Below are 25,315 nucleotides of genomic sequence, written 5' to 3' on the forward strand. Positions count from 1 at the left end.
TTTTCAAGGAACAAGTTCGTTGCTCTTGTATCGCTGCCCCGTCGCCGAAGCAGGAACTTTATCTTACCGCATTCGACATTCGTTTGCAACCCACAATGATTTCCAATCGGTTCGGAACGTATCCATTGTCGATTGCCGCGAGAGCGACGCGTTTTTGGTGCGAGAACTAATTTATCACGGGACAATACCTGAACGCAACAGGTATTTTATTCCACATCTTTTCGCCGCGCTCGGTTCCCTCCCGGGACAAAATTCGGTAAAATCAAAAGGTAGCTCGCATTTGACTTCTATTAATGAAAGGACAACTCCAATATGATCATCCAACCGAAAACACGCGGCTTCATCTGCACGACCGCGCATCCGGAAGGCTGCGCCCGCCAAGTCCGTCGCCAGATCGATTACGTTCAGTCCAAGCCCTCCATCGCGGGTCCGAAGAACGTGCTCGTCGTCGGCGCTTCGACCGGCTACGGCCTCGCTTCCCGCATCGTCGCCTCCTTCGCGGCGGGCGCCAACACGATCGGCGTCTACTTCGACAAGGCGGCGGAAGGCTCCCGCACCGCGACCGCGGGCTGGTACAACTCCGCCGCGTTCGAGCAGGCCGCCCAGGAATCCGGCCGCAAGTCGTTCAGCGTCGTGGGCGACGCCTTCTCGGACGAGATCAAGGCGAAGACGATCGACCTGATCAAGACCGAGCTCGGCAAGATCGACCTGGTCGTCTACAGCGTCGCTTCCCCTCGCCGCACGCACCCGAAGACGGGAGAGACGTTCTCCTCCGTCATCAAGCCGATCGGCCCCGCTTATTCCAACAAGACGGTCAACTTCCACACGGGCGAAGTAACGGTCGCGACTATCGAGCCGGCCACGGATGACGAAGTCCGGCAGACGATCGCCGTCATGGGCGGCGAAGACTGGCAGATGTGGATCGACGCGCTCCGCGAAGCCGACGCCTTGAGCGAAGGCGCGACGACCGTCGCCTATTCGTACATAGGGCCGGAGATCACGCACGCCGTCTACCGCGAAGGCACGATCGGACGCGCCAAGGACGATCTCGAGGCGACCGCGCTGCGCCTGAACGACCAGCTCGGCTCGATCGGCGGACGAGCCTTCGTCTCCGTCAACAAGGCGCTGGTGACGCAGTCCAGCTCCGCCATTCCGGTCGTCCCGCTCTACATCTCCGCCCTGTATAAGGTCATGAAGGAGAAGGGCATTCACGAAGGCTGCATCGAGCAAATGTACCGTCTGTTCTCCGAGCGGCTCTACGCCGCCGGCTCGACCCCCGTGGACGAGAAAGGCCGCGTCCGCCTCGACGATTGGGAGATGCGGGACGACGTCCAGGCCGAAGTCGACCGGATCTGGGCGCAGCTGTCCACGGACAACATCGACGAGCTGTCCGACATCGCCGGCTACCGCCGCGAGTTCTTCCAACTGTTCGGCTTCGAGACGGACGGCATCGATTACGAGGCCGACGCCAACCCGGAAGTCGAGATCCCGAATTTGCGATAAGAGCTCCCTCATGAGCGAGAGAAGCCCGGAAGCGGCCGCGAGGCCGTCTCCGGGCTTCCTTTATTTTCGAACAGCTCCGCTTACATCAATCTCGTCACGAACCAATAAAGCCCGATGAGCGCCACCAAGGAAGAAGCCGCATAATTGACGTACGCATAATTCCGCATCCTCCCCGCCCACCACAGCAGCGGCAGCAGGACGGCCAGCACGGCCAGTTGGCCGATCTCGACTCCCGCGTTGAACGAGAACAAGGTGAGCAGGAACCGGTCGCTCATCGCTCCCCGAAGCACCTGGGCGAAGCCGAAGCCGTGGATCAGACCGAAGCCCATGGCGACCGCCCATCTCCAACGAATCCTTTTCAACCAGATATTCTCGACCGCCACGTAGGCGATGCTCAGCGCGATGACCGGTTCGACGAACGAAGCCGGCAAATTGACGACTTCCAGCGCGGCGAGCGCGATCGTGACGCTGTGTCCGGCCGTGAACGCGGTCAGCACCTTGACGTAATCCCACTTGCGCTGCTTGGCGAGGACGAGCGCCGCCACGAACAGCAGATGGTCCGTCCCCGTTAGAATGTGCTCGATGCCGACGCCGATATACGTCCACATCGCGGCCAGCCAATCCGGCACCGTCACGGTCGTCCCCGACCGGCCCGCTTCGGCCGCCGCCAGGCTGCCCGAGAAGCCGTGGCTCTCGCGGGTGAAGACGAGATCCTTCGACGTCTCCCCGGCGCGGATCGTCGCGTAGTTCTGGTGCTTCGGGTCTTCTTCATAGAAAAAACGATAATCGATCGAATACGTCTCCGAGCCTTCGGGGAGGTCGTAGTCCAGCTTCATGCGCAAATACGGCGCCCCGCTTCTCTCCTCCATCGAGATGCCGCCGATCGCCGGCGTCAGCTCCTGATCCCCTCCCTGCACGGTTAACGATTCGGAGACGAGAGGTCTCAGCTCCTCTTCCGTCCAGGCCGCTTCCCCCGACGGGGCGGAGGAAGCCGGGACGCTCGAGTCGATGACGAAGACTCCGCCCGAACGCATGTCCATCCACTGCGCCACCTCGCGCGGGTCCAGATAGAGCTCGTAGACCATCTCGCGGCCTTGCAGCTCGATATCCGAATACCCGAACGTGTTCAGATGGGCGGAAGCCCGCTGCGGGGCCTGCGTCAAGCCGAACGCGAAGACGAGCAGCAGGGACAACGCCAGAGCCCGGCGGGCCAGGCGAGATGCGTATAAGGAACGTCGGGCCGATTCGAACCTGTACTTGAACATAGACTCAGATCCTCTCCATGGTCGGCGTCCCGGGAAGAAGAGTCCCGGCGAGGCGGGCGGGCCGGGCTGGGACTCTTCCGCGGGGCGAATATCGATTAAGCTTGCGGATTCAATTGGCGAAGCAATTCGTAAACGACCTTGGCGCTCTCCGCGCGGGTCGCTTGATCCTGCGGAGCGAACCGGTTGTTGTCCTTGCCGGTCATGATGCCCGCCGCGTACGCCTTGGCGACCGCTTCCTCGGCCCAGGAGCCGATGTGCCCGCCGTCCGCGAACGAAGGAACGCTGCCGGCCGGGATCGCTCCCTTGCGGAGTTCTACAGCGCGCACGATCAGAACGGCCATCTCTTGGCGCGAGATGCGCGCGTTCGGAGCGAAGCGGTTCGAATCGAGACCGGTCGCGAGTCCCGCTGCCGCGGCCGCGGAGACGGCGGAAGCGTACCAGCTGTCCGCCGGAACGTCGGAGAACGACGCTCCTCCGGACGCGGCCGGAAGATCGAGCGCGCGGACGAGCAGCGAGACGAACTCCGCCCGGGTGGTCGGCTGCGTCGCACCGAACGAGGTCTCGTTCATGCCGCTGACGATTCCCTTGAAGCTCAGCTCCTGCACGTAATCGTAAGCCCAGTTGCCTTCGGCCAAGTCCCCGTAAGGCTTCCGGTAAGCCAGCACGGCGTATGGGCCCGGGCCGTCGACGGTCGCCTTGTAGGCTCCGTTCTTGTACTCGCCGCCGATCCAGGTCGCGCCGCCGTTCGCGTCGATGCGGTAGATGCCGGCGAGCCGGGCGTTGCGAACCGAGCCGGCCGCCAGCTCGATCGCGATCGGCTTCGCGAAGGCGATCGAAGATACCGTGCCGGAAGCGTCCGCTTGGCCGACCGTCAGGTTCAGCGAGGAGCCGGCCGCGGTCAGGTTCGCCGCGAGCTTGCCGCTCGCCGCCGAAGCGGCTTGCGCGACCGTCGCCGCGGGCACGGCGTCCGCGGACACGATAAGCTTGCTGCCGCCGGCGACAAGTCCGGCCAGCGCTTGCAGATCCGCGCCCGACAGGGCAACCGTAGAGCCGTCCGGCTTCTTCAGCAGCGCGCCGCGGTCGCCGAGCTTGGCGAGCGCGTCCGCGGAGAGCGACACCGCCGTCGCGTCCGAGGCGATCTCGATCGCCGCGGGGCCGCTTCCTTCCGGAATCGAGCTTGCCGGAACGTCCTGAATCTTCGCCGGCTTCGTGCCCGTGCCCGGGTTGGATGCGCCCGGATCCGAAGTTCCCGGGTTCGACGGGCCCGGATCGGACGTGCCCGGGCTCGAGCCGGAGTTCTTCGTTCCCGTCGAGAAGCGCGAGACGTCGGAAGCGGCGGTCCCTTCGTTGGCGTCGCTCGCTACCGCATACCAGAAGTAAGACGAGTTGGCCGCCAGATTGGACCATTTGACGGTGGCCGTATCCCCGCTTTTCACGTTGCTCTTCTTGCCGATCTCCTTCGTTCCGTAGACGTTCACGCCGGTGTAGTCGGTCGCGACCCGCTTGCTCGGGTTCTGCGTCTTGTAAGGCAGGTCGAAGTCGTCCTTGCCCGCTTCCTCGAAGTAGTTGTAGTCGTCCAGGTACGCGGAATACGTGCTGACGTGAATCTTGCCTTCCGCGAGATTGAACTCGAGGAACCGCATGTAGCCTTGTCCGCCTTGGGGACCGGATTGGTAATCCGCCAGCATCTCGATGACGGTGCGCTCCCCGACATGCTTCACGTTGTACGCGACGCCGTGCAAGTGGCCGCACAGCACCATCTGCACGTTGTCGTTCTTCGCGACGATCTCGTTCCAGATCATCTCGCCTTGGCCGGAGTAAGCGCCGCTCGGGGAGATGTATTCGTGGGTGGCGATGATCGCGTAGCGGTTCGGGTACTTCTTCAGCACCTCGTTCGCCCACTTGACCGTCTCGTCCTGGATGTTCCACCCCAGGTACAGGATGATGAAGTCCTGACCTTTGACGGACAGCAGATCGTAGTGGTCGCGGTTGTTGTTCAAGTCGTCGCCGTAGGTCGGCTGATTCTCGAACCGGTCGCGGCCGAAGTACTTCCAGTACTCCGAGTAGTTCGCGTCGTCGTGATGAACGTCATGGTTGCCCGCCACGACGCCGTACGGAATGCCGGCCTGCTCCAAATGCTTGAAGCTGTCGCTCGCTACCTTCCATTCGTCCGGACGGTCCCAGTCGTCGACGAGGTCGCCGGTATGAATCGAGTAGGCGATCTTCTTCTCGTCCTTCATGTCGGCGATGTACTTCATTTCCTTATCGAAAATCTCGGGATACGAGTCCGCGTAATATTGCGTATCGCTCGCCCAGGCGAACGTGAAGTCGACGCCGTCGCCGGACGTCGGAACCAGGTCCTGGATGAGGACGTGGATCGTCTTGTCCTTCACCATGTCCGCCGCGCTTACCTTGGCCGCCAGACGGAAGTCCTTGTCGCCGACGCCGGAAGCCGCGGCCACCCACTTCTTCGTATTGAAATTCCACGTGTACATCGTCACTTGCCGATCCGGCAGCGAATGGCCTTCCCAGACAACCTCGACTTCCGCGACCGCCTGCGGTTCCTGATTCAGCTTGAACTCGTACCGCTGGTAAGGGAACAGGCCTTCCGCGTCGGTGACGTAGTAGGAGCCGTCCTTCTTCGCCGTCTGGGCGATCGCTTCCGCCGCGAACGCCGTCTCGCCTTCCGGGTTCAGCTCAAGCGGAGGTTCACGGTCCGTCGAGTTCGAGAACGCCTTGATGTCCGACTTCTCGTTGAAGTCGTAGCGGTAAGCCTGGCGGAACGAGACGTTCAGCGGATCGCCGTTCGGATCGGCGACCTTGACGCTCAGGCTCGCGCTGCGGTCCACGTTCGCGGCATCGTCGACGGGCGCCACGACGACCGGCTTGTCCGGATGCTCGCCGGCGGTCTTGAACGTCGCGGAGCGAACCGTCTCGTTGCCCGCGTTGTCCTTGGCCTTCACCTCGAAGACGTGTTCTCCGTCCGCCAGTTGTACGGCTTTGATCTGCGCGGGGAGCGTCAGTTCCATGCCATCCAGAGCGGCGGTGACCGAAGCGACGCCGGACGTCGCGTCCTTCGCCGTCGCGTTCAGGGAGATCGTCCCGCGGTACAGCTTGCCGTCTTCGACGGAGAACGATTCGATCGCCGGAGCGGTATTGTCCACGATCGCCTTGACGGATGCCTTCGCGTCCGCTCCCGCGAACACCTCGAAGACGTGCTCGCCGTCCGCCAGCTTCGTCGTGTCCACCGCGCCCGAGACGCCGTGGAAGACGCCGTCCGGCAGAACCACGGTCAGCTCCAGGTATTCGAAGTAGCCCGAGCTGTCGCCTACCTTCTGCCGTTCGATCGGATCGACCGCCGTGAACGCGTCGGCGTTCAGCGCCTTGCCGCGGGCCGACGCGATCGGCTGATTCGTCCCGTCGCCGAGCAGGATCCGGATGTTCTCGATGCGGTAGTCATCGTTATTGCCTTCCGTATCCAGCGGGGACTTCCCGTTGCCGGCGGTGATCAGAAGCTTGTTCTCTCCGGGCTTCAGGAACTTCTTCGGAATGGCGACGAACTTCGGATCCAGGTTGGTCGCGTCCGGCAGATAGGTCGCCAGCTCGCCGTTCACGATGACCCCGTTCTTGAACGACTTCTGCATGTCGTCCGCCGCGAAGGCCAGATAGACGTCCTCGCTGAGCGCCTTCCCGGCCGGAACGGCTTGTCCGTCCGCCGTCAGGGCCAGCGTCCGTCCCGCTTCCGCCGCGTTGCCTTGCAGCGTCGCGGTTCCCTTCAGGAAGCTGCCCGGCGCCAGGTCCAGCCACAGGGCTCCCTTCGGCTCGTAAGCGAGCTTATACGCCGCCGCTCCGCCGTCCGTCGTGCGGACGACGTTGCGTCCGTCCGTCGCTTCGATGTAATAATCCACGGCTTCCGCGCCGAGCAGCAGTTCCTTCGGAACCGTGCCCGCGTACTCGTCCGGCTTCGCCGCGGAACGGACGAGGTTCGCTTCGCGGTAATCCGCGTCGGACGCTCTCTTGTACATCAAGGAGACCCGCTTGACGGAGACGTCGTCCGTCACCTTCGCCTTGACCGTCAAATCGCCGAACGGCTGCGTTCCGGAGGCCGGCTGGAACTCGATAACCGGCTTCGCCTTATCCTCCGGGGCGGGAACGGGCGCTTCCGGCACTTGGCCTTCCAGCACGACTCCCGGCGTCGCGGTCTGGCCCGCGGACCGCTTGTACATCCGGTTCGTGCCGTCCTTCGGGTATTCGTACACGACGCTCTTGCCGTCGTCGTTCACTTCGTCCAGGCCGACGTTGTACCAAGCCTGCGAGACGGCGCCGCGGGCATGATCGACCGGGGACTCGGCGTCCGGCGCGATCAGAATGCGTCCCTCCGCGCTGTTCGACATCCCGATGGAGTACAGCGAGACGACCTTCGTCTCCGGAAGATTCGTCTTCCAGTGGGCATTGAAGTCCGATACCGGCTTGCCGGCCGTCAGGTTGGATTGCACCCACACGACGGCGGTCCCTTGGGACGGCACCGTCAGATCGTCCGCGATATCCCAGCGGATGGTGCTTCCGTGATAGAACTCGTATACGAGCTGATAGTCTCTCAGATTCGCGCTCTCGGTCGAGTTGTTGTACACCTCGACGTATTCGTAGGCGTCGCTTCCCTTGTTGTCCGGCACGAGCTCCGTGATGAGCAGCCCCGGCACCGAGGAGCCGGCCGATTGGAACACGCGCACGTCGTAAGGCTCGCCGCCCGACGCGGGAAGAGTCGCGACGTTCGTGCCATCCGTCGCCTCCAGGTAATAGTAGAGATGCTGAGCGTCCTTTAGCGCTTCGGCCGGGATGACCGCTTCGAAGCGGTTGGCCTCTCCCGCCGCCATCTTGACGGAAGCGTACTCGCTCGTCTTGTCCGTCCGATAGAACAAGCGGGCTTCCCGGACGCCCTTGTCGTCGAGAACCGTCGCTTCGATCGTCAGGTCCTTGACCATCGTCGAACCGGCCGCCTGCGCGTGCACGATGACCGGGGAGACGAAGTCGTCCGGGAGCGCGACGGGCGCGGCCGGCGTCTGCTCGGGGAGAAGCTTGCCCGGCGTCGGAGGAACCTTGCTCGCGAGCTTCGTCATCAGGACGCCGCCGTTCTCGTCCGCCTTGTACGTGACGCCGGTGTTGTTCAGGTCGTCGGCGTTGTTGCCCGACACGTTGTATTGGGCGGAGACGACCGTCTCGCCCGACTTGGCGACGATCGAGACGGTGCGTCCCGGACCGTTCTCCAGGTTGCCGGAGCCGGTGAAGTAGGCCATGTCGTCGTCCGTCAGCGCCGGAGACGCCTTGTAGGCCTCGTTGAACTTGGCTGCCGTTCCGTTGGCGTCGTCGGCGTAGGCGCGGATCACCATCGTCTGGCCCGGCCGGATCGTCTTGTCGTCCTTGAATTCCCACGTCTGGACCGTCTTGTTGCTAAGGTCGGCGTAATTGATATTGTAATATTGGAGCGGTACGGGCTTGTCCCCGTTGTTGTAGATCTCGATGTACTCCCAGGAGTTGACGTCCCCTCCGTTCACGTTCGGGCTGTTGAACACGATCTCGGAGATGAGCAGATACGGTCCCTTGCCCGTCGGTTCCGGGCTCGCGGTAGGCTCCGGACTTGCCGTAGGCTCCGGGCTCGCGGTAGGCTCGGGACTCGCGGTCGGTTCCGGGCTTGCGGTGGGCTCGGGGCTCGAAGTCGGCTCCGGGCTCGCCGTCGGTTCCGGACTCGCCGTCGGCTCGGGGCTCTGCGTCGGCTCCGGGTCCGGCCCCGGCACGGAAGCCGGAGGCACCTGTCCGTCCAGCAGGCTGCCCGGAGTCGGCGCCTGCTTCGCCGCCAGCTTCTTCATCGCCGCGCCGCCGGCCGGATCGTACGCGTACGTCACGCCCTTCCCGTTGGAGTCGTCCCCGTTCTCGGTCGAGTTGATCGCGGCGTCGTTGTACCTCGCGGACACGATCGCGGCGTCGTCCGACGCCCGGCGGACCGACACCGTGTACGTTCCCGTGTTCGGCAGGTTGCCGCCGCCGGATTGGTCCATCGTCGCGACCTGGTCTTCGGAGAGCGACGTCCCGTAGGCGGTATTGAACAAGTCGAGGCCGTTGATGACGGCATCGTCGACGGGAACGGCATTGCCCGCTCCTCCTTTGACGTCCTTGCTGACGCCCCTCACCACGACCGTCTGGCCAGGCTGGATCGTCTTGCCGGCTTGGATCGGCCACTTGTAATTCGTTCCGCTATTGTAATTCTCGCGGTAAATGTAGTAATCGCCCAGCGATACGGGCTCGGAGCCGCTGTTGTAAATCTCGACGTACTCCCAGGCGCCGACGTCCCCTACCGTGTTGCCGTCCTTCACGACGGCGCTGTAGTTCACGGAATTGAAGACGATCTCCGTAATCATCAGCTCCGGATAGGCGACGGCCTCGGCCGAGGCGAACTTCGCCGCGCCCGGCAGGCCGGAAGCGGCAAGCGAGATCGCCAGCAACCCCGAGACGACCCGGCTGGCCTTCCTTCCCATCATTTTCATTCTCCCATTCATCTCCCGCATAACGTAATAGGAACCGCGGACCAAGCATGGAGCCGACATGGAGCCAGACGCGGACCAAGCGTGGACCAAGCCGATCATAAACCGGGAGAAGCGGGATGCCTATTGACATGTTATTCGATCTGTCGCCTTTATTTAGCCGGATTCGCGATTCGCCCGAATCTCATAAATATCGTCAGCAATCTAAAAGGATGACAACCGTTCCTTAACGCTGCGATGACGTTCCTCTAACGCCCGGCTAACGTTCATGGCCTATGATAGATTCTGAATGCCCTCTGCTATCGCTCGCGCATCGGTCATCGAAAGGGGTTGCGGATTCGTGAAGGAATGGACGGGAAAATCTCTCTTCTTTAAAGTGTTCGCTTGTTTTCTCGCCGTCATGGTCCTCTTCTCTCTCGTCTGGACGATCGCGCTCTCCCTCTTCAAGCAGACGATGATCCGCGAGAGGGAACGCGAGAGCCAAGCCGCCCTGTTCCATGCCTCCGAACGATTCGACGGCCATCTGGAGCGGATCGAATCGTTCTTGTTCGAGCTGAGCGAGAATCCCGACCTGGTCGGCTTCGACCGGCAATTATCGACCCGCCCAGCGGACGAGATCGACTACCTTCCGGCGCGCGGCGTCATCCGTTCCCTTCAGAGCTATGTCTATCAACCGCAGAACGCCTTGCTGGCGGTCATCGTTCACTTCCGCTCCGCGTCCCTGGCCTTGTCCCACAAAGGCAGCGCCGACGCCCGGCTCCTGTTCGACCGCCTGTACGCCAGCCCGGACTATTCGTTCGACGATTGGCGAAGCCGCCTCTCCGGAGGACGCAACTTCGAGCTCCTGCCCGCCGGGACGTTCGTCGTGGACGGCCGGACGAGAACGGCCCTGCCGGTCGTGTTCCGCCAGCCGGCGAGCAACTACCAGATGATCGCGCTTCTCGACATGGAGAAGATAGACGAAGAGACCGTCGGGCTGGCCGAGCCGGGCGAATGGATCGTGATGGCCCGGGACGGAACCGAGCTGTACCGGAGCGGAAGCTTGACGGCCGCCGCGCCGCCCCGTATGGAGACCGGACAAGGTATCGCGCGCCGCGCGGGCAATCATTATATCTATAAGAAAAACGCCGCCGGTCTGACTTATGTATTCGTCGTTCCTTCGAGCTGGATGACGAAGGGCGCAGGCAGCCTCTCGCGTCTCCTGCTGCTCATTCTGGCCGGAGCGCTGGCCATCGGCCTGGCCGCGGCTTACGCCGTCAGCGAGCGCATCCGGAAGCCGGTGAAGAACCTGCTCGCCACCGTTCTCAGCCTGCAGCCTGCTCCTCCCCCGGGCGGCTCCTTCAAGGAGTTCGGGGTCATCCACGAGAAGGTGAACGACCTGCTGGGCGAGAAGGCGCGAATCTCCGAACAGCTGAGAAGCCGGGATTCCGCGCTGAAGAGCTACGGCTATTTGAATCGGCTCAAAAACATCCCGGGCGACGCGCTGGAATGGAGAGAGCTTCCCGCGAGAGACCCGGGCTTCATCGTCGCGCTGTTCACGGTCCGCTTCGGATCCCCCGGAGCCGCCGAGCTCCCGGAGGAAGCCCGCGGCTTAGCCGTCCGCCGGCTGCTCGCCCGGCTCCGCGACCATGTCGCCGGGCGGTTCCCTTCCGCCCATACGTTCCAGATCGAGAGCGACCGCGTCGTCACCGTGTTCGCCGGCGGGGAGCGCGAGGCCGTCGTCTCGCACCTGCGCGCCTTGAAGGAGCCGCTGGACCGCGAGGCCCATGTCCGTTCCGTGACGATCGCGATCGGTGACCGCTTCGAGCATCCGTCCGAATTCGGGCCGGCCTACGAGCAGGTGCAGAAGTTAAGCCTTCAGGCGCCCCTGTCCGAAGAGACGCAGATCGTCGACAGGCCGGCGGCGGCGCCGGTATTCGGCCTGAGCCCGAAGCAGGACCGCGCGTTAAGCGCGCACCTGCAGGACGGCAACGCCGACGGCGCCTGCCGGCTGCTCGACGGTCACGTCGACCGGATGGCCAGAGGCGGCGCCGGCGTCGGAACGTACGCCGAATTGGCCCGGCTGCTGCTCGCCAAGATCCGGACGCTGGAGCCCTCGCCGTCGGAGGACGCCGACGACAAGCGGCTCGAAGCGTTCGGCGAAGCGTTCGCGCGCTGCCGCACCGCCGAGCAGTTCAAGGAAGTATGCCGGGAAGCCGTTCGCTATTCGGCCGAGCGGGTCCGCGGCGGACGCGAAGAAGCGGACCCGGTCGCCGGGCTTGTGATGAACATCCTGGAGACGCGTTATTCGCAGGACCTCTCGCTCGGCTATCTGGCCGACTTGCTCAACATGTCCAGCGCGTACCTGTCGGTCTATATCAAGGAGAAGACGGGGGCCAACTTCAGCGAGCACCTGAACTCGATTCGGGTTCGCAAGGCGCAGGAGCTGCTGGTCTCCACCGACAAGAACATCAACGACATCAGCGCGGAAGTCGGGTATTCGAACTTCACGTCCTTCAACCGGATGTTCAAGAAGCAGACCGGCATGACGCCGGGCGAATACCGGAAGCGGCAAATCGCGCAAATCCATCGAATCGGGTGATCGGAATGAGACAGGCCATCGGAACCGGGAGGCGCTTCGGCTTCGGCTTTCGCGCGTTGCGGGGGGTGCTGACGATCGTCCTGCTCGCGGGCTGCGGGAACTCCCGCGAGCTCGCCGCCTTGGCCGGACCGTTGGACCGGCCCTCCTCGCCCCAGGCCGCGACCGGAAGCGCGGGCCTCGCGGGGGCGCCCTCGGAGAGCGCCCCGTTGTCCCTTTCTTTTCTGACGGGCACCGCCCTGCCGGGTCCTTACGAAGACACGCTCGTCTGGAGCGAATACGAGAAGAAGACGAACGTCCGGGCGAAGTTCGATCTCGTCCCGTTCGAATATCTGGAGGCGGCGCGCAATCTGGCGTTGACCGACGGCTCCTATCCCGACGCGTTCTACGCGGCCCGGCTCTCCGCCCGGGAACTGGACCGCTACGGGAGGCAGGGCATCCTGCTCCCGCTGAACGATCTCATCGAACGGTACGCTCCGAACTTCAAGAAGCTGATGGAACGGTATCCCGAGATCCGCAAGGGACTTACGATGTCGGACGGCCGCATCTACTCCCTGCCTTCGTTCTACGACCCGGAAGACTTCCCGATGCTGATCGGCGTTCCGCTGTGGGTGAACCGGGATTGGCTGGACCGGCTCGGCATGGACGAGCCCGTCACCGTCGGGCAATGGTACGACTACCTGAAGGCCGTGAAGAAGACCGACTTGAACGGCAACGGGCGGCCGGACGAGATTCCCTTCAGCGACAACGGAATCGGGGACTTGATCAATCAATTGAAGGGAGCCTGGGGGCTCGGCAACCGGGGCCTCGGGCATCCGCTCGTGGACGTCGACCCGAAGACAAGCGGGCTGCGCTTCATCAAGACGTCTCCGGAATACCGGGAGCTTCTCGAATTCGCGAATCGGCTGTACCGGGAGAACCTGATCGACAAGGAGATCTTCACCCTCGATTACGACGCCCTGCTGGCGAAGGGCCAGGACGGCCTGCTCGGGTCGACGATCGTGCCGAATCCGCAGACGCTGATGGGCCGCAGCGAATTCGTCGGGCTGGGGGCGTTGGAAGGCCCGCGCGGGGATCGGCTCTATTCGCAGGTCAAGACGCCCATGGCGCACGTCGGGGCGTTCGCGATCACGGACAAAAATCCCGATCCGGCGGCGACGATGCGGTGGATCGACTATTTTTACGGCGAAGAGGGAGCTGCTTTTTTCTTCATGGGGTTGGAAGGCGTTACCTACGAGAAGACGGAAGACGGGGAATGGCGTTACGTCGCCGAGATTACGGACAATCCGGACGGCCTGACCCAGGAGCAGGTCTTGAGGAAGTACGTCACCTGGATGGGAGGAAGCTACCCGGGATACGTCCGGGAGCGTTACTTCAAGGGATCGGAGACGCTGCCGAACTTCGCGGAAGCCGCCGGGAAGGCCAAGCCATACGCCGTGCGCGACCTCTGGTACGCCTTCAACTTCGACGAAGCGGAGCAGGAGACGATGGGGTCCGTCGGCCGGCGCATCGAGACGTACGTCGCGGAGATGGAGCGCGGGTTCGTCGGCGGCAGCGTGCCGCTGAGCTACTGGGATCGGTATGTCCGGAACGTCGAGGACATGGGGCTCGCCGAGTACATGCGGGCCTACGAATCCGCCTACGAACGCTACCGCAAGGCATAATCGGGTGCGGGCTTGGAAGGGAACGTTGTGCCATTCGAAAATCGAACGGTCCGCCCGCTGCGCGCCCAGCGGGCGGCTAGACGACGAACCCCAGGAACTCGGGCTCCCACAGACGTCCCGCCTTCGTCCGCCGGACGTAACGCACCCGGGCTTCGATCGCCGGCTTCACGTAGACGAAGTTCCGGTCCTCTCCCGTCGCGAGCTCCTTGGCGATTCCTTGGAACGCCTGCCGGTAGGCGGCCGGGATGTTCCGGTCGAGAACGCCTTCCGCCTCTCCGTCCCTCTCCACCAGCCACCCGAACGGGTCTTTGCGGTAACCCGAGATTCGCAAATTCGCGAACCGGTAGTTCGGGATGGCGAGCCAATCTCCGGTTCGGCCCGCGACGTAAGGCCGGTCCGCCCGCTTCGCCACCATGCCCTCCAGCCCGATCCTCCGGATCGATTCGAATACGTCCCTGCCCCCGCCCCGAACGAACGCGAGCCGGTTGAAGACGCCGTTGTCGTCCAGCGCTTCGGCGAGAATCGCCTTCCGCTCGGCGAGCGGGAGGCTTCTCAGATCCCGTCCCCGATAACGAAGAACGTCGAAGACGAAGTAGTGAACTGGACGGCGGACCGACGCCTCGCGAATGTCCAGCTCTTTGCGCAGCCGGAACCTGATCTGCAGATCCTCGTACCGGGGGAAGCCGGTATCGGGCTCGAGCATCGCGACCTCGCCGTCCAGCACGAGATCGGATCCGTCCCGGACCGGCACCCGGCTCAGCTCCGGATACAGTCCGGTGACGTCCCGCCCGTAACGCGAATAGAGACGGACCGTCCCGTTCTCCAGGGACAGGAGCAGACGTTGCCCGTCGATCTTGGGTTCGAATACGTATCGCTCGTCGTCGAACGGGAGTTCGGCGCGCTCGGGTAGGCTCGGGGGAAGATACATGCGGTTGCACCTGCCGATCATCATCGTTATTCCGATTGTAGCACCGCCGGAGGATCAAGGGTTCCGGTAAATGTTCGCATAAAAGGAAGCGCGTTATCGCATATTAGCGGTAAATCGTGGAGGTGAATGGCATGGCGAACAACCGGAACCAGCTCGTGGTCCAGAACGCGCGCGCGGCGCTGGAGCAGATGAAGTTCGAGATCGCCCAGGAGCTCGGCATCGAGATTCCCGCGGACGGCTACTACGGCAATATGCTGACGCGGGATGCCGGTCGTCTCGGGGGCAACATCACCCGCCGGCTCGTCCAGATGGCGGAGCAGCAGATCGCCGGTCGCTTCTCGTAATCGGCCGCCCGCGCCGGCGCCCCGCCTTCCCCAGGCGGGGCGTCGGCGATTGGAGGGACTCGGGAGGCGAGGTTCGGCCTCTTCTTCGGCCGGAAGGCGACAACAATCGCGCCTTCTGTGCGTTGGCCCATACCTAGGCCTGGGTATTCGCATATGCTAAGGCGAATCGAACCGAAGGAGGTCCATTCTTGCTGCACTCATCCAATCCGATAAAAACGGTGTCGGTGGTCGACCCCTATGTCGTCGAAGCCTTGATGCGGCTGGCGGGCCGATACGTCTGCTTCGAGACGACCCGCGGCCGAATCGAAGGAACGATCCTCGACGTGAAGCCGGACCACGTGCTGCTGCAGCTGCATGGGAATCAAGCGTGCGTCCGGATCGCGGAGATCGTATGGACGATGCCTCTGTAGCCGCCAACGACTCAGAATGAACGGAAGAAGATCGCCTATCCTCCAGCCTTCTTGGCCAGGATATCGGCGATCTTCTTTTCGGTTCCGGCGGTCCGCGACGCTAGTCCGTATCCGCTTGTTCCTTTTGCTCCTGTATGAGCCGTTTGCGTTCGACATGGGCCGCTCCCCATCGATGCAAGGTTTCCAACACCGGAGACAAGCTCATGCCGTATTCCGTAATCGAGTATTCCACTTTCGGCGGGACTTGCGGGTAAATGACTCGTCTCACGAGCTCTTCCTCCTCCAATTCGCGCAGATGGAGCGTTAGCATCCTTTGGGTAATGTCGGGCAGCAATCTTCTTAGCTCATTGAACCGCAAAGGTTTGCCTTGAAGCAGATGATACAGAATAAGCGGCTTCCATTTGCCGACGATCGAATCCAGCGCCGCGACGAATTGACATTGGACAGGGTTGTTTGGCATCGTTGGCCTCCGTTGCAGTACCTTTTTTCATACTATACCACATTATTGTTCCTACTTACCATTCGTAAGTTCATATTATATGATTAGCCATGGAAGCGCGCTCCACTAAATATCAGAGAGGAAGTTACGTTCATGGCAACCGTCCTGTACATCACCGCTCATCCCCTTGATCCCCAGGAATCGTTCAGCCTCGCGGTAGGCGAGCGATTTATCGAAGCGTACCGCGAAGCCAATCCGACGGATGAAGTCGTTCATCTCGATATGTACAAAGAGAATATTCCGCCGTTCGACGCCGATGTGTTGCGCGGTTGGGCAAAGCTTCGGTCGGGTTCCGCTCTCGATCAACTGTCCGATGCCGAGAGGTCAAAAGTAACCCGTCTGGAGGAGATCGTCGATCAATACGTGGCCGCCGACAAGTACGTGTACGTCTCCCCCATGTGGAATTTCTCGATCCCGCCGGTTTTGAAAGCCTACACGGATGCGACTTCCATTCCGGGCAAGACGTTCAAATATACCTCGGACGGTCCTGTAGGTCTGTTGCCCGGCAAGAAAGCCTTGCACATCCAAGCCAGCGGTTCCGTATATTCGGAAGGTCCTCTGGCTTCGATCGAAATGGGCTACAGCTATCTGAAAAAGGTGTTAGGGTTCTATGGGATTCAATCGATCGAGGCCATCTGGGTCGAAGGAACGGCGTCGTCGGAGCGAGCTCCGGCTATTAAAGAAAGAGCAATAGCGCGCGCCAAGGAAGTCGCCCAACGATTCTAATTCGCAAAAACATAAAAAAAAATGCCTGTCGAAGGTTTTCAACAGGCCGGGAAGGCGAACCTCGCCTTCCTTCTTTTTATGTTGCGGCGTCGCCAGGGACTCACCCCGTTCTCTCTTCGTTCCGAACGCCGGCATCGCCGTCCGCCGTCTGCAGCGTGAACGCGAAGACGACGCCTCCCGGTTCGTTGCGGACGCCGTACCGGCTCCCGTGCAGCTCGAGAATCTGGCGGACGATGGCCAGGCCGATGCCGGTGCCGCCGCTGTCCCGGCTCCGCGACCGGTCGATCCGGTAGAACTGTCCCCAGATGCGGGTCAGCTCCTCCTCCGGAATCGGCTCCCCGTCGTTGCGCACGTAGATCGTCCAACGGCCCCCCTCGGGCGCCGCCGAGAATTCGATCGCTCCTCCCTCGGCCGCATGCCGAACCGCGTTCGTCGCCAGGTTCGTCAGCACCTGGCCGATCCGCAGCCGGTCCGCGTAGGCTCGCGGCGGCTCCGCCGGCGGCTCGGGCAGCCGGACGTTCACGCGAACGCTCTTGCCCGAGCCCGCGGCGTAAGCTTCCGCGCGATCCGCCGCCTCGTTCAGCAGCTCGGCGACGTCGAACGCTTCCCGCTTCAGCGAGTAGCGGCCCGACTCCAGCTGCGACAGATCGAGCATGTCGCCGACGATGGACGCCATCCGCCTCGTCTCCTCCAGAATGACCTCGGCGTACTTCTCCCGCTTGGCGCCGCTGCCGATGTTGTCGCGCAGCCCTTCCGCATAGCCGCCGACCAAGCTGAGCGGCGTCTTCAGCTCGTGCGACACGCCGGCGACGAATTCCCGGCGCATCCTCTCGAGCCGCTTCTCGTTCTCGATGTCTAGCCTCAGCTTCTCGTTGGCGGACGTCAGCTCGGCCAGCGTGCCCTGCAGATTGTCCGCCAGGAAGTCGAAGGTCCGGGACAGCTCGCCGATCTCGTCCTTGCGCTTCCAGCCGCTCCTCGTGGAGAAGTCGAGACTCGCGAGCCGGCCGGCGATCCCGTTCAACCGGCGAAGCGGGCGGGTGACGAGCGCCGCGTAGCCGACGGCGAGCAGACCCACGACGACGAAGGCGAAGGCGAACACGTAGAGAGACAGATCCCGGAAAACGCTGGCCGCATTGGTGACGGGCTGCAGCGACGAGAGGGCGAACAGAACCTTCCCGTTCCCGGTTCCGTCGGTCGTCAAAGCCGTTACGGCGATGAGCAGGGCGCCTGCCGTCCCGCCGCCCGTATCCGCCCGATAGACGAGCGTCTTGCCTTCGCGCATGACGCCGGAGAAGGCGCCGGCATCCTGCCTCCAGCTCTCCAACGCCGTCCCCAGCCGCTCCGCCCGGTCCATGTTCGGCCCCTTGGGCAGGACGAAGACGGATGCGCTGTCCCGGTTGCCGATCTTCAGCGGGACGGATTGAGCTCCCGCACCGGAAGCAGGAGCTCCCCCTCCGCCGATCATGATCTGCGTCAAGCCCCCCTGCAGCGTTACCAGCGCGAGCGTAGCGGAGTATTCGTCCTCGAATTGTCCGAAGTAAGGAGGGAATCCGCCCTTGCCCGGAAACAGCTGCGCGGCATTCGCGTACCGGTCGCGAATCTTGTTCAGATCGGAGGCGATATCCTTCTTCTGCTGCCGCTCGTAGAAGGAGGAGAACCCGCCCGCCAGAGCGAGCAGCAGAATGCCGACGAACAGCAGCATGGCGGCGAAGGTGACGGCGAACAGACGGAAGGCGATCGAGTGGCGCAGCTTCGTCATGGCGCCGCCTTGAACCGGTAGCCGTTGCCGCGAAGCGTCGCGATCCAATCGGCTCGGTCGTTCAGCTTCAGCCGCAGCCGGCGCACGTACGTATCGACCGTGCGCGCATCGCCTTCGTAGTCGTAGCCCCATACCCGCTCAAGAAGCCGATCCCGGCTCAGGACGATGCCGTTATGATTCGCGAAGTAGAGGAGCAGGTCGAACTCCTTGGGCGACAGCGCCAGCGGCTCCCCGTCCAGCACCGCCTCCCGGCCGGAGACGTCGATGCTTAAGGGCCCCGCGTTCACGAGCTTCCCTTCCGCGACGGCCCGCTCGGCCCGGGACGTCTCCGATCGCCGCAGCAGCGCCTTCACCTTGGCCGCGAGCACCTTCGGGCTGAACGGCTTGGTCATGTAATCGTCCGCGCCGAGGTCGTAGCCGAGCAGCTTGTCTTCTTCCTCGCTCTTGGCCGTCAGGAACAGAATCGGAACGTCCGACAGCTTCCGAATCTCTTCGCAGACGTCGTATCCGTCGAGTCCCGGCATCAGAATATCGAGAATGACGAGGTCCGGCCGGATGTCGCGGAACAACGACACCGCGTCGTCCCCGTTCGCGGCTTCCCGCCACGAGAGACCTTCGGCCTCCAGGTAGTCGGCGATCAATTCCCGCAGCTTCCGTTCGTCCTCGACGATCAGCACCGTCTTGTTCAACATCCTCTTCCTCCTCGCCCTACAGGGTCTCTCTTCTTCTGCAACCCTCTCTGCAGACGCGCTCGATCATCTCGCTCCATAACCGCACGCAATTTACCGTGCGCATTTTACCGCGCGCGGCTGACCTCGCGCACGCGCCGAATACGCCGATTATGTAGCCTCATTGTAGCGGGAATCTCCGCTTCTTGTCACGCTTCCGGCTGTCACACGGCTGTCACATTGACGGGCTATGATGGGTGTCGTTTGAACCCCAGAACCGGAAAGGAGGGTATTCCCTTGGCCCCGCTTCGCTCGCCTCGGCTGCGGGAAGCCGCCGCCGCGCTGACGTTCCTCGGGCCGAGCTTGGCCGGCTTCCTGCTGTTCTACTTGGTTCCGTTCGGCGCGGTCGTCTACTATTCGTTCGTCGACGCGCCGATCGAAGGCCGCTTCGTCGGCTTCGGCAACTACCGGACGCTCTGGGAGAGCGGGTCGTTCCGCAAGGCGTTCGGCAACTCGATCGCCTTCGCCGGAGTCGGCGTGCCGATCCTGTTCGCCGTCTCCCTCGGCCTCGCCCTGCTGCTCTCCCGGGCCGTGCCGCTGCGCCGGACGTTCCGGACGGCGTTCCTGCTGCCGCTTGTCGTCCCGGTCGCTTCCATCGCCCTCGTCTGGCAGGCGCTGTTCCACTGGGACGGCGCGATCAACGGCCTACTCGCCAAGTGGGGGCAGTCCCCGGTCGACTGGATGAACAGCCGCTGGTCCTTCGCGGTCATGGTCCTCGCTTACGTCTGGAAGAACGCCGGCTACAACCTTATCCTCTTCCTGGCGGGGCTGGCCAACATTCCGACGGAGCTGCGAGAAGCCGCCTCCATCGACGGAGCCGGGCCGTGGCGGCGGTTCCGGTCGATCACCTGGCCGGGGCTCGCGCCCGTCTCCTTCTTCGTCGTCGTCATGTCGATCGTCGCTTCGTTCAAGGTGTTCCGCGAGACGTACATGGTCGCCGGCTCCTATCCGAACGACGCGATCTACACGCTGCAGCACTTCATGAACAACAGCTTTCAGAACCTGGACTACCCGAAGCTGACATCGGCCGCCGTGCTGCTGGCCCTCGTCATCGGGGCCGCCGTCTATATCCTGTTCCGCGCGGAGCGGCACGCGAGGGAGGTCTCGGAATGACGGCCGTCGGCAGAAGCGTCGCGACCGGCGCCAAGCTGGCGCTGCTTCTCGCGCTGGCCGCCCTCGTCCTGTTCCCGGTCGCCCTGACTTTGACGAACGCCTTCATGTCGGAGCGGGAGATCGCCCACCATTACGGCGCGCTGGACGGAGCCGACGCGAAGGAATCGGAGGATCCCGCGGCGATGCCGACGGAGCGGGTGACGATCCGTTGGGTTCCGGAAGCGGCCACTCTCGGCGCGTTCGCGGACGTACTGTTCGAGAGGCCCAAATTCCTGACCCTGTTCTGGAACTCCGTCCGCCTGACGGCGCCGATCGTGCTCGGACAGACGGCGGTCGGGACGCTGGCCGCCTACGCGTTCGCCAAACTGATTTTCCCGGGCCGGGACAAGCTCTTCTTCCTGTATCTGCTCACGATGCTGATGCCGTTCCAGGTCACGCTCGTCCCTAACTATCTCGTCGCGGAGAAGCTCGGGATGCTGCATTCGTACGGGGCCATCGTCTGGCCGGGCGTGTTCGCGGCGTTCGGGGTGTTCCTGATGCGGCAATTCGCGGCCGGGATTCCCGACGCGTATCTCGAAGCGGCCCGTATCGACGGGGCGGGGTATTTCCGCGCTTTTTATTACATCGTGCTGCCGATCGTTCGGCCCGGAATGACCGCGCTGGCGCTGCTCGCGTTCGCCGACAACTGGAACATGGTGGAGCAGCCGCTGCTGTTCCTGACCGAACCGTTCCGCCAGCCGTTGTCCGTCTATCTGTCCCAGATCGCATCGGGGGACCGGGGCGTGGCGTTCGCCTCGTCGGCTCTGTACATGACGCCGATGGTGCTGCTGTTCCTCTACGGGGAGGATCGGCTCGTCGAGGGCATCGGACGATCGGGGATCAAAGGGTGAAGCGGCGGGAGAGGAGGAGAGAACGATCGTTCGGAGGAAAAAAGTTTTGCGCTGGGCCATCGGCCTGTTTTTCGGAATCTTGCTTGTGCTTACGTTCCTATCCAATACGATTCAAAGCTTGACGCTCCCGAAGGTCGCCGTCGAGAAGCCGAGCCTGGGGAGCCTCGATCTCAGCGTGACCGAAGACGGGTATTTGCAGCCCGCGTATTCGGCGCCGCTTGCGCCGCTCGGCAGCTGGAAGGTCGATCGGGTTCACGTTGACAAGGGCGACCGCGTCCGGAAGGGCGATCCGCTGATCACGTTCGATACGACAACGACGGAACGCTCGCTGGAGGACGAGAGAACCCGCTACGAGCAGGAGCGCATCCGGCTCGAGCAGTCGGAAGCCCAACTGAAGCCGCTGTGGCGAGAAGGCGGGCAGGACGAGGCCATCGACAAGCTGCAGAAGGACTTGCAAGTCCAGAAGCTGGACATGGAGATCGCCCGAAGGAAGATCGCCGATCTGGAGAAGCTGCTCCGGGACGGCCGGGTGCTGCGCGCGCCGGTCGACGGGGTGGTCACTTCGCTGAACGTCGAGGAAGGAGCGAACGTGGGCGCCGGCCAATCGGTCGGCGCGATCGCGAGCGACGCTTCCGGCTATCAGCTCGTCATCTCCGCCTCCGGCGACGCCGCGGACGCGCTTCGGATCGGAACGGAAGTGACCGTCGAGGTGAACGAAGCCGACGTCCCGCAAGAGGGGGACGGAGCGAAGATCAAGTTCGACGGGATGGGCGTCCGGCAGCTCGCCGGCACGATCTCCTCGATCGAAGCCGCGTCCGGCGGCTCCGGAGGTTCCGGAGGTTCCGGTGGCGATGCCGGCTCGGACGCGAAGCAAGTGACGATCGACGTGGACGGAACCGGCCTGTCGCCCGGCTTGAAGGCTTCCGTCTACATTCCGCAAGAGAGCCGCGGTCCGGGCTTCAAAATTCCCGCCGACGCGCTCCATAGCGACGACAGCGGCACATATGTGTTCGTCGTGACGACCAAGGAAGGACCTCTCGGATCGTCCTATTACGCGGAGAAAGCGTACGTCGACGCCGGAGAGCAGAACGACGACACCGTCGTCGTCCTGAACGGATTGACGCCCGAAGAGCGCATCGTCACCGATTCGAGCGAACCGCTCAGCGACGGCGACCGCGTTCGGTTGGATTAATCGATAGCCTAATTATGAGGAGGAACCATGCTATGAGAAAAGCAAAACTGAAATGGACGGCCGCCGCGTCGTCCGCCCTGCTTCTGACTGCCGCCCTATCCGCCTGCCAGTCCGGCGGCGACGAACCCGGCGATTCCCCGTCCGGCTCGGCGCCGGCCGCCGCTTCCCCTTCCGCGGATTCGCCGTCCGGCGCGGGCGGCAAGCAGACGCTGACGGTGGCCGTATTCACCCAAGACCGCTTCCTGAAGGAAGCCGTCGACAAGTTCGAAGCGGCCCATCCGGACATCGACGTCCAGATCCAGGAGACGGTGCCGACCGATCTGAGCGACGGCAAGCAGATTCGAATGCAGAAAGGTCCGGACGACGGTCCTTCCGCCGCCGACAAGGACAAATACGTCAACTCCGTCGGAACGGCGCTGATGTCGGGCAACGCGGCGGATCTGATCTCGACCAGCTACCTTCCGGTCGACAAATATTTGGCTAAGGGGATGTTCTCGGATTGGAACGGGATCGCGGGCCAAGACGCCGGCTTCCAGGCCTCCGACTATTACGAGAGGGTTCTGAAAGGGATGTCGGGAGACAAAGGGTGGTATGCGATTCCGATCGGCTATTCGCTGGACGTCCTGATCGGGAACAAGCCGGCCGTCGAGAAGGCGGGAGGCGTCGACGACAAGACGTGGGATTGGGAGACGTTCATCGCCTTATGCGAGAAAATCGCCAAGAACGGCGGAGCGGACGGGACGTCGCCCGCGCTGGGAGGCATGAAGCCGGAGGACCTGCTCGGCTACTTGACGGAGACGGTGTACGACAAGCTCGTGACCCGCGAGGGGAACTCTTCGTCGTTCGACGAGGCGGCGTTCCGCGGTTATCTCGAGCAAATCCAGCGGTTGTACGACAGCGGCGCCGCGTCGGGCGAAGACCTCGGCAAGGCGAACCAGGTGTTCTCCCCGGTGAGCATGAAGGGACTGTCGGAGCTGGCCATGCTGCCGAGCGCGATTGGACGCAGCGAAGGAGAAGTGTTGAACCCGCCCGGAACCGGCAAGGACGAAGGAATTCCGTTCGAATCCGACCTGGCGTTCGCCCTGAACGAACGCTCCAAGGTCAAACCGGCCGCCTGGGAGTTCGTCAAGTTCTTGCTCTCCGAGGAGATCCAGTCTTCCCCCGCGTTGATGTCGTTCCCGGTCCACCAAGCCGCGGCGAGGGCGAAGCTGGAGGACTTCGCCGAGAAGCTCCAAAGCGGCAGCATGAAGATGATGATCAAGAACAAGGACGGCGGCCCGGCGCAATCGTTGTCGATCACCGAAGAACAGATCGAATCGGCGCTCGCCCTGCTCCCGTCGGTTGGCAAATACCAGCACAAAGACGACAAGGTAATCGCCATGGTCAAGGAAGAGGCCGCCTCCTTCTTCTCCGGCGGCAAGTCGGCGGAAGCCGTCGCCAAGGCGGTCGCGAGCCGCGTCAATACTTACTTGAACGAGTAGGCGCGAGCTTTGAACGGGTAATCCCGAATTCTCAACGGGACCCGACCACGGCGCGAGCTAGACCCATACTCTGATCGAGCCAGCCCCATACTCAGCCTGTCCGACTTATTCGTCGGCAGGCTGATTCCAATTTGGCGGGCGGCGGACGGCGCGCAGGCGCCTCTGCCGGCGAGCTCCCTCTCCGAATGCCGAATTTTTCGGCATTTGAGCCCTCCCGCGGCAGCGCTCCCCTTCCGAATGCCGAATTTTTCGGCATTCGAGCCCTCCCGCGGCTGCGCTTCCCCTCTGAATGCCGAATTTTTCGGCATTGGAGGCTACTCTCGGTGCCTCACTTCCCTTGAATGCCGAATTTTTCGGCATTGGAGGCTACTCTCGGTGCTTCACTTCCCTTGAATGCCGAATTTTTCGGCATTCGAGCCCTCCCGCGGCTGCGCTCTCCCTCCGAATGCCGAATTTTTCGGCATTGGAGCCCTCCCGCGGCAGCGCTCCCCTTCCCAATGCCGAATTTTTCGGCATTGGAGGCTACTCTCGCTGCCTCACTTCCCTTGAATGGCGAATTTCTCGCCATTGTAGAGGTCCGGTGGCGCCGGATGCCCGCTGAATGGCGAAATTCTCGCCAATGGAGGGGCCGCGGGGCGCGGTCGGCCGCCGAATCGCGAAATGTCCGCTATTGGAGCCCGCCGCGGGAGGTCCGCTCTCCATCCGGGATCGCATCCGGACGCTTCCTCCCGCTTCCTCCCGCTTCCTCCCGCTTCGCCGCCGCGCCGCACCGCGCCGCGTCCCGCCCGCTCAAGGCTCGGCGATGGCGCGCTTCAGCTCCTCCACGTAGGCCGACGCCAGCTTGGAGAGCGAGACGTTCTTGTGATGGATCCAGCCGACCCGGATCGATTCGTCGCATTCGAGCGGCACGGGGATGATCTCGTTGCCGTTCAGGTCGGCGCTCAGCACGCCGGTGGAGATCGTGTACCCGTTCAGCCCGATCAACAGGTTGAACAGCGTCGCCCGGTCGGTCACCCGGATGCTCTTCGGATGGGACAGCGTGCTCAGAATCTCCTCCGCGAAGTGGAACGAATTGTACTCGCCCTGCTCGAAGCTGAGATACGGATACGGCCGGAGCTGGTCGATCGTCACCGCGGGCAGCTTGGCGAGCGGATTGTACACGCTGATGAAGATGTGAGGCTTCGCCGTGAACAAGGGGTTGAACTCCAGGTTCGCCGACTGGAGCAGCTTGTTGATGACCTTCGAGTTGAACTCGTTCAAGTACAGGATGCCGATCTCGCTCCGCATCGTCTTCACGTCTTCGATGATCTCGTGGGTCTTCGTCTCGCGCAGGGCGAGCTCGTATTCCTCCTGGCCGTACTCGTTCACGAGGTTGACGAAGGCGTTCACCGCGAACGCGTAATGCTGGGTCGAGACGGAGAAGTGCTGCGGGGCCGGCTTGGCGTTCAAATACCGGCTCTCGAGCAGCTCCGCCTGTTCGACGACCTGCCGGGCATAGCCGAGGAATTCCGCTCCTTCCTTCGACAGCGTGATCCCCTTGTTCGTCCTCTCGAAAATCGTAATGCCAAGCTCCTCCTCGAGATCCTTCATCGCGTTCGACAGGCTCGGCTGGGAGATGAACAGCCGCTTGGCCGCTTCGTTCATCGAGCCCCGGTTCGCGATCTCGATGACGTACTTCAATTGCTGCAGGGTCAATGGA

17 protein-coding genes are annotated in these 25,315 nt (G+C 63.0%); 10 read left to right on the forward strand and 7 right to left on the reverse strand.

The genetic code is table 11. The annotated features are described in order from the left end of the window. The first annotated feature begins 312 nt into the window (after positions 1–312). A complete protein-coding gene (fabV, locus tag H7B90_RS05480; protein WP_185134853.1) occupies positions 313–1,503 on the forward strand; it encodes an enoyl-ACP reductase FabV in 1,191 nt (396 codons plus the stop codon). A gap of 80 nt (positions 1,504–1,583) precedes the next feature. On the opposite strand, the gene H7B90_RS05485 is transcribed toward fabV, so the two are convergent. Beyond that, entirely contained in the window at positions 1,584–2,768 is a 1,185-nt protein-coding gene (locus tag H7B90_RS05485) for a HupE/UreJ family protein (protein ID WP_185134854.1), read from the reverse strand. 95 nt (positions 2,769–2,863) lie between these two features. Next, positions 2,864–9,301, reverse strand: a complete 6,438-nt coding sequence (locus tag H7B90_RS05490; RefSeq protein ID WP_185134855.1) for a lamin tail domain-containing protein — start codon at positions 9,299–9,301, stop codon at positions 2,864–2,866. A 343-nt stretch (positions 9,302–9,644) separates the two neighbouring features. On the opposite strand from H7B90_RS05490, the gene H7B90_RS33320 reads away from it, so the two are divergent. Together H7B90_RS33320 and H7B90_RS05500 are read left to right on the forward strand one after the other, a co-directional pair. Beyond that, entirely contained in the window at positions 9,645–11,885 is a 2,241-nt protein-coding gene (locus H7B90_RS33320; protein WP_185134856.1) for a helix-turn-helix domain-containing protein, read from the forward strand. Positions 11,886–11,890: 5 nt separating this feature from the next. After that, a complete protein-coding gene (locus H7B90_RS05500) occupies positions 11,891–13,546 on the forward strand; it encodes an extracellular solute-binding protein (RefSeq protein ID WP_185134857.1) in 1,656 nt (551 codons plus the stop codon). A 76-nt stretch (positions 13,547–13,622) separates the two neighbouring features. On the opposite strand, the gene H7B90_RS05505 is transcribed toward H7B90_RS05500, so the two are convergent. Beyond that, positions 13,623–14,474, reverse strand: coding sequence for an ATP-dependent DNA ligase (locus H7B90_RS05505; protein WP_185134858.1), 852 nt, complete (start codon positions 14,472–14,474; stop codon positions 13,623–13,625). A 131-nt stretch (positions 14,475–14,605) separates the two neighbouring features. Here H7B90_RS05505 and H7B90_RS05510 point away from each other — a divergent pair, with 131 nt between their 5' ends. Together H7B90_RS05510 and H7B90_RS05515 are read left to right on the forward strand one after the other, a co-directional pair. Further along, positions 14,606–14,818 (forward strand): alpha/beta-type small acid-soluble spore protein, encoded by a 213-nt coding sequence (locus H7B90_RS05510; protein ID WP_185134859.1) that lies wholly within the window; start codon positions 14,606–14,608, stop codon positions 14,816–14,818. 188 nt (positions 14,819–15,006) lie between these two features. Beyond that, complete coding sequence (locus tag H7B90_RS05515) at positions 15,007–15,228, forward strand: DUF2642 domain-containing protein (protein ID WP_246578840.1); 222 nt, start codon at positions 15,007–15,009, stop codon at positions 15,226–15,228. Positions 15,229–15,328: 100 nt separating this feature from the next. On the opposite strand, the gene H7B90_RS05520 is transcribed toward H7B90_RS05515, so the two are convergent. Continuing rightward, positions 15,329–15,688, reverse strand: a complete 360-nt coding sequence (locus tag H7B90_RS05520; protein WP_185134860.1) for a winged helix-turn-helix transcriptional regulator — start codon at positions 15,686–15,688, stop codon at positions 15,329–15,331. 132 nt (positions 15,689–15,820) lie between these two features. Here H7B90_RS05520 and H7B90_RS05525 point away from each other — a divergent pair, with 132 nt between their 5' ends. Next, positions 15,821–16,453: an FMN-dependent NADH-azoreductase gene (locus tag H7B90_RS05525; protein ID WP_185134861.1), complete on the forward strand. Its 633-nt coding sequence runs from the start codon at positions 15,821–15,823 to the stop codon at positions 16,451–16,453. Between the two features lie 100 nt (positions 16,454–16,553). Here H7B90_RS05525 and H7B90_RS05530 read toward each other — a convergent pair whose 3' ends face one another. Beyond that, positions 16,554–18,212 (reverse strand): sensor histidine kinase, encoded by a 1,659-nt coding sequence (locus H7B90_RS05530; protein ID WP_185134862.1) that lies wholly within the window; start codon positions 18,210–18,212, stop codon positions 16,554–16,556. Continuing rightward, entirely contained in the window at positions 18,209–18,901 is a 693-nt protein-coding gene (locus H7B90_RS05535) for a response regulator transcription factor (RefSeq protein ID WP_185134999.1), read from the reverse strand. The genes H7B90_RS05530 and H7B90_RS05535 overlap by 4 nt, the downstream gene beginning before the upstream one ends. 276 nt (positions 18,902–19,177) lie before the next feature. Here H7B90_RS05535 and H7B90_RS05540 point away from each other — a divergent pair, with 276 nt between their 5' ends. The 4 genes from H7B90_RS05540 to H7B90_RS05555 are packed head-to-tail and all read left to right on the forward strand — an operon-like array spanning position 19,178 to position 23,616. Beyond that, entirely contained in the window at positions 19,178–20,053 is an 876-nt protein-coding gene (locus H7B90_RS05540; protein ID WP_221481927.1) for a carbohydrate ABC transporter permease, read from the forward strand. Further along, a complete protein-coding gene (locus tag H7B90_RS05545; RefSeq protein WP_185134863.1) occupies positions 20,050–20,943 on the forward strand; it encodes a carbohydrate ABC transporter permease in 894 nt (297 codons plus the stop codon). The genes H7B90_RS05540 and H7B90_RS05545 overlap by 4 nt, the downstream gene beginning before the upstream one ends. Before the next feature lie 46 nt (positions 20,944–20,989). Beyond that, positions 20,990–22,135: an efflux RND transporter periplasmic adaptor subunit gene (locus H7B90_RS05550; protein WP_185134864.1), complete on the forward strand. Its 1,146-nt coding sequence runs from the start codon at positions 20,990–20,992 to the stop codon at positions 22,133–22,135. Positions 22,136–22,167: 32 nt separating this feature from the next. After that, entirely contained in the window at positions 22,168–23,616 is a 1,449-nt protein-coding gene (locus H7B90_RS05555; RefSeq protein ID WP_185134865.1) for an ABC transporter substrate-binding protein, read from the forward strand. A 789-nt stretch (positions 23,617–24,405) separates the two neighbouring features. Here H7B90_RS05555 and H7B90_RS05560 read toward each other — a convergent pair. Continuing rightward, positions 24,406–25,311, reverse strand: a complete 906-nt coding sequence (locus H7B90_RS05560; RefSeq protein WP_185134866.1) for a LysR family transcriptional regulator — start codon at positions 25,309–25,311, stop codon at positions 24,406–24,408. Positions 25,312–25,315: the final 4 nt, after the last annotated feature.

This window comes from Cohnella xylanilytica, from assembly GCF_014212175.1.
Taxonomy (GTDB): domain Bacteria; phylum Bacillota; class Bacilli; order Paenibacillales; family Paenibacillaceae; genus Cohnella; species Cohnella xylanilytica.

Coding starts and splice junctions, on each gene's coding strand:
- fabV (WP_185134853.1), top strand. CDS start 313: ATGATCATCCAACCGAAAACACGCGGCTTCATCTGCACGACCGCGCAT.
- H7B90_RS05485 (WP_185134854.1), bottom strand. CDS start 2,768: ATGTTCAAGTACAGGTTCGAATCGGCCCGACGTTCCTTATACGCATCT.
- H7B90_RS05490 (WP_185134855.1), bottom strand. CDS start 9,301: ATGATGGGAAGGAAGGCCAGCCGGGTCGTCTCGGGGTTGCTGGCGATC.
- H7B90_RS05500 (WP_185134857.1), top strand. CDS start 11,891: ATGAGACAGGCCATCGGAACCGGGAGGCGCTTCGGCTTCGGCTTTCGC.
- H7B90_RS05505 (WP_185134858.1), bottom strand. CDS start 14,474: ATGTATCTTCCCCCGAGCCTACCCGAGCGCGCCGAACTCCCGTTCGAC.
- H7B90_RS05510 (WP_185134859.1), top strand. CDS start 14,606: ATGGCGAACAACCGGAACCAGCTCGTGGTCCAGAACGCGCGCGCGGCG.
- H7B90_RS05520 (WP_185134860.1), bottom strand. CDS start 15,688: ATGCCAAACAACCCTGTCCAATGTCAATTCGTCGCGGCGCTGGATTCG.
- H7B90_RS05525 (WP_185134861.1), top strand. CDS start 15,821: ATGGCAACCGTCCTGTACATCACCGCTCATCCCCTTGATCCCCAGGAA.
- H7B90_RS05530 (WP_185134862.1), bottom strand. CDS start 18,212: ATGACGAAGCTGCGCCACTCGATCGCCTTCCGTCTGTTCGCCGTCACC.
- H7B90_RS05545 (WP_185134863.1), top strand. CDS start 20,050: ATGACGGCCGTCGGCAGAAGCGTCGCGACCGGCGCCAAGCTGGCGCTG.
- H7B90_RS05555 (WP_185134865.1), top strand. CDS start 22,168: ATGAGAAAAGCAAAACTGAAATGGACGGCCGCCGCGTCGTCCGCCCTG.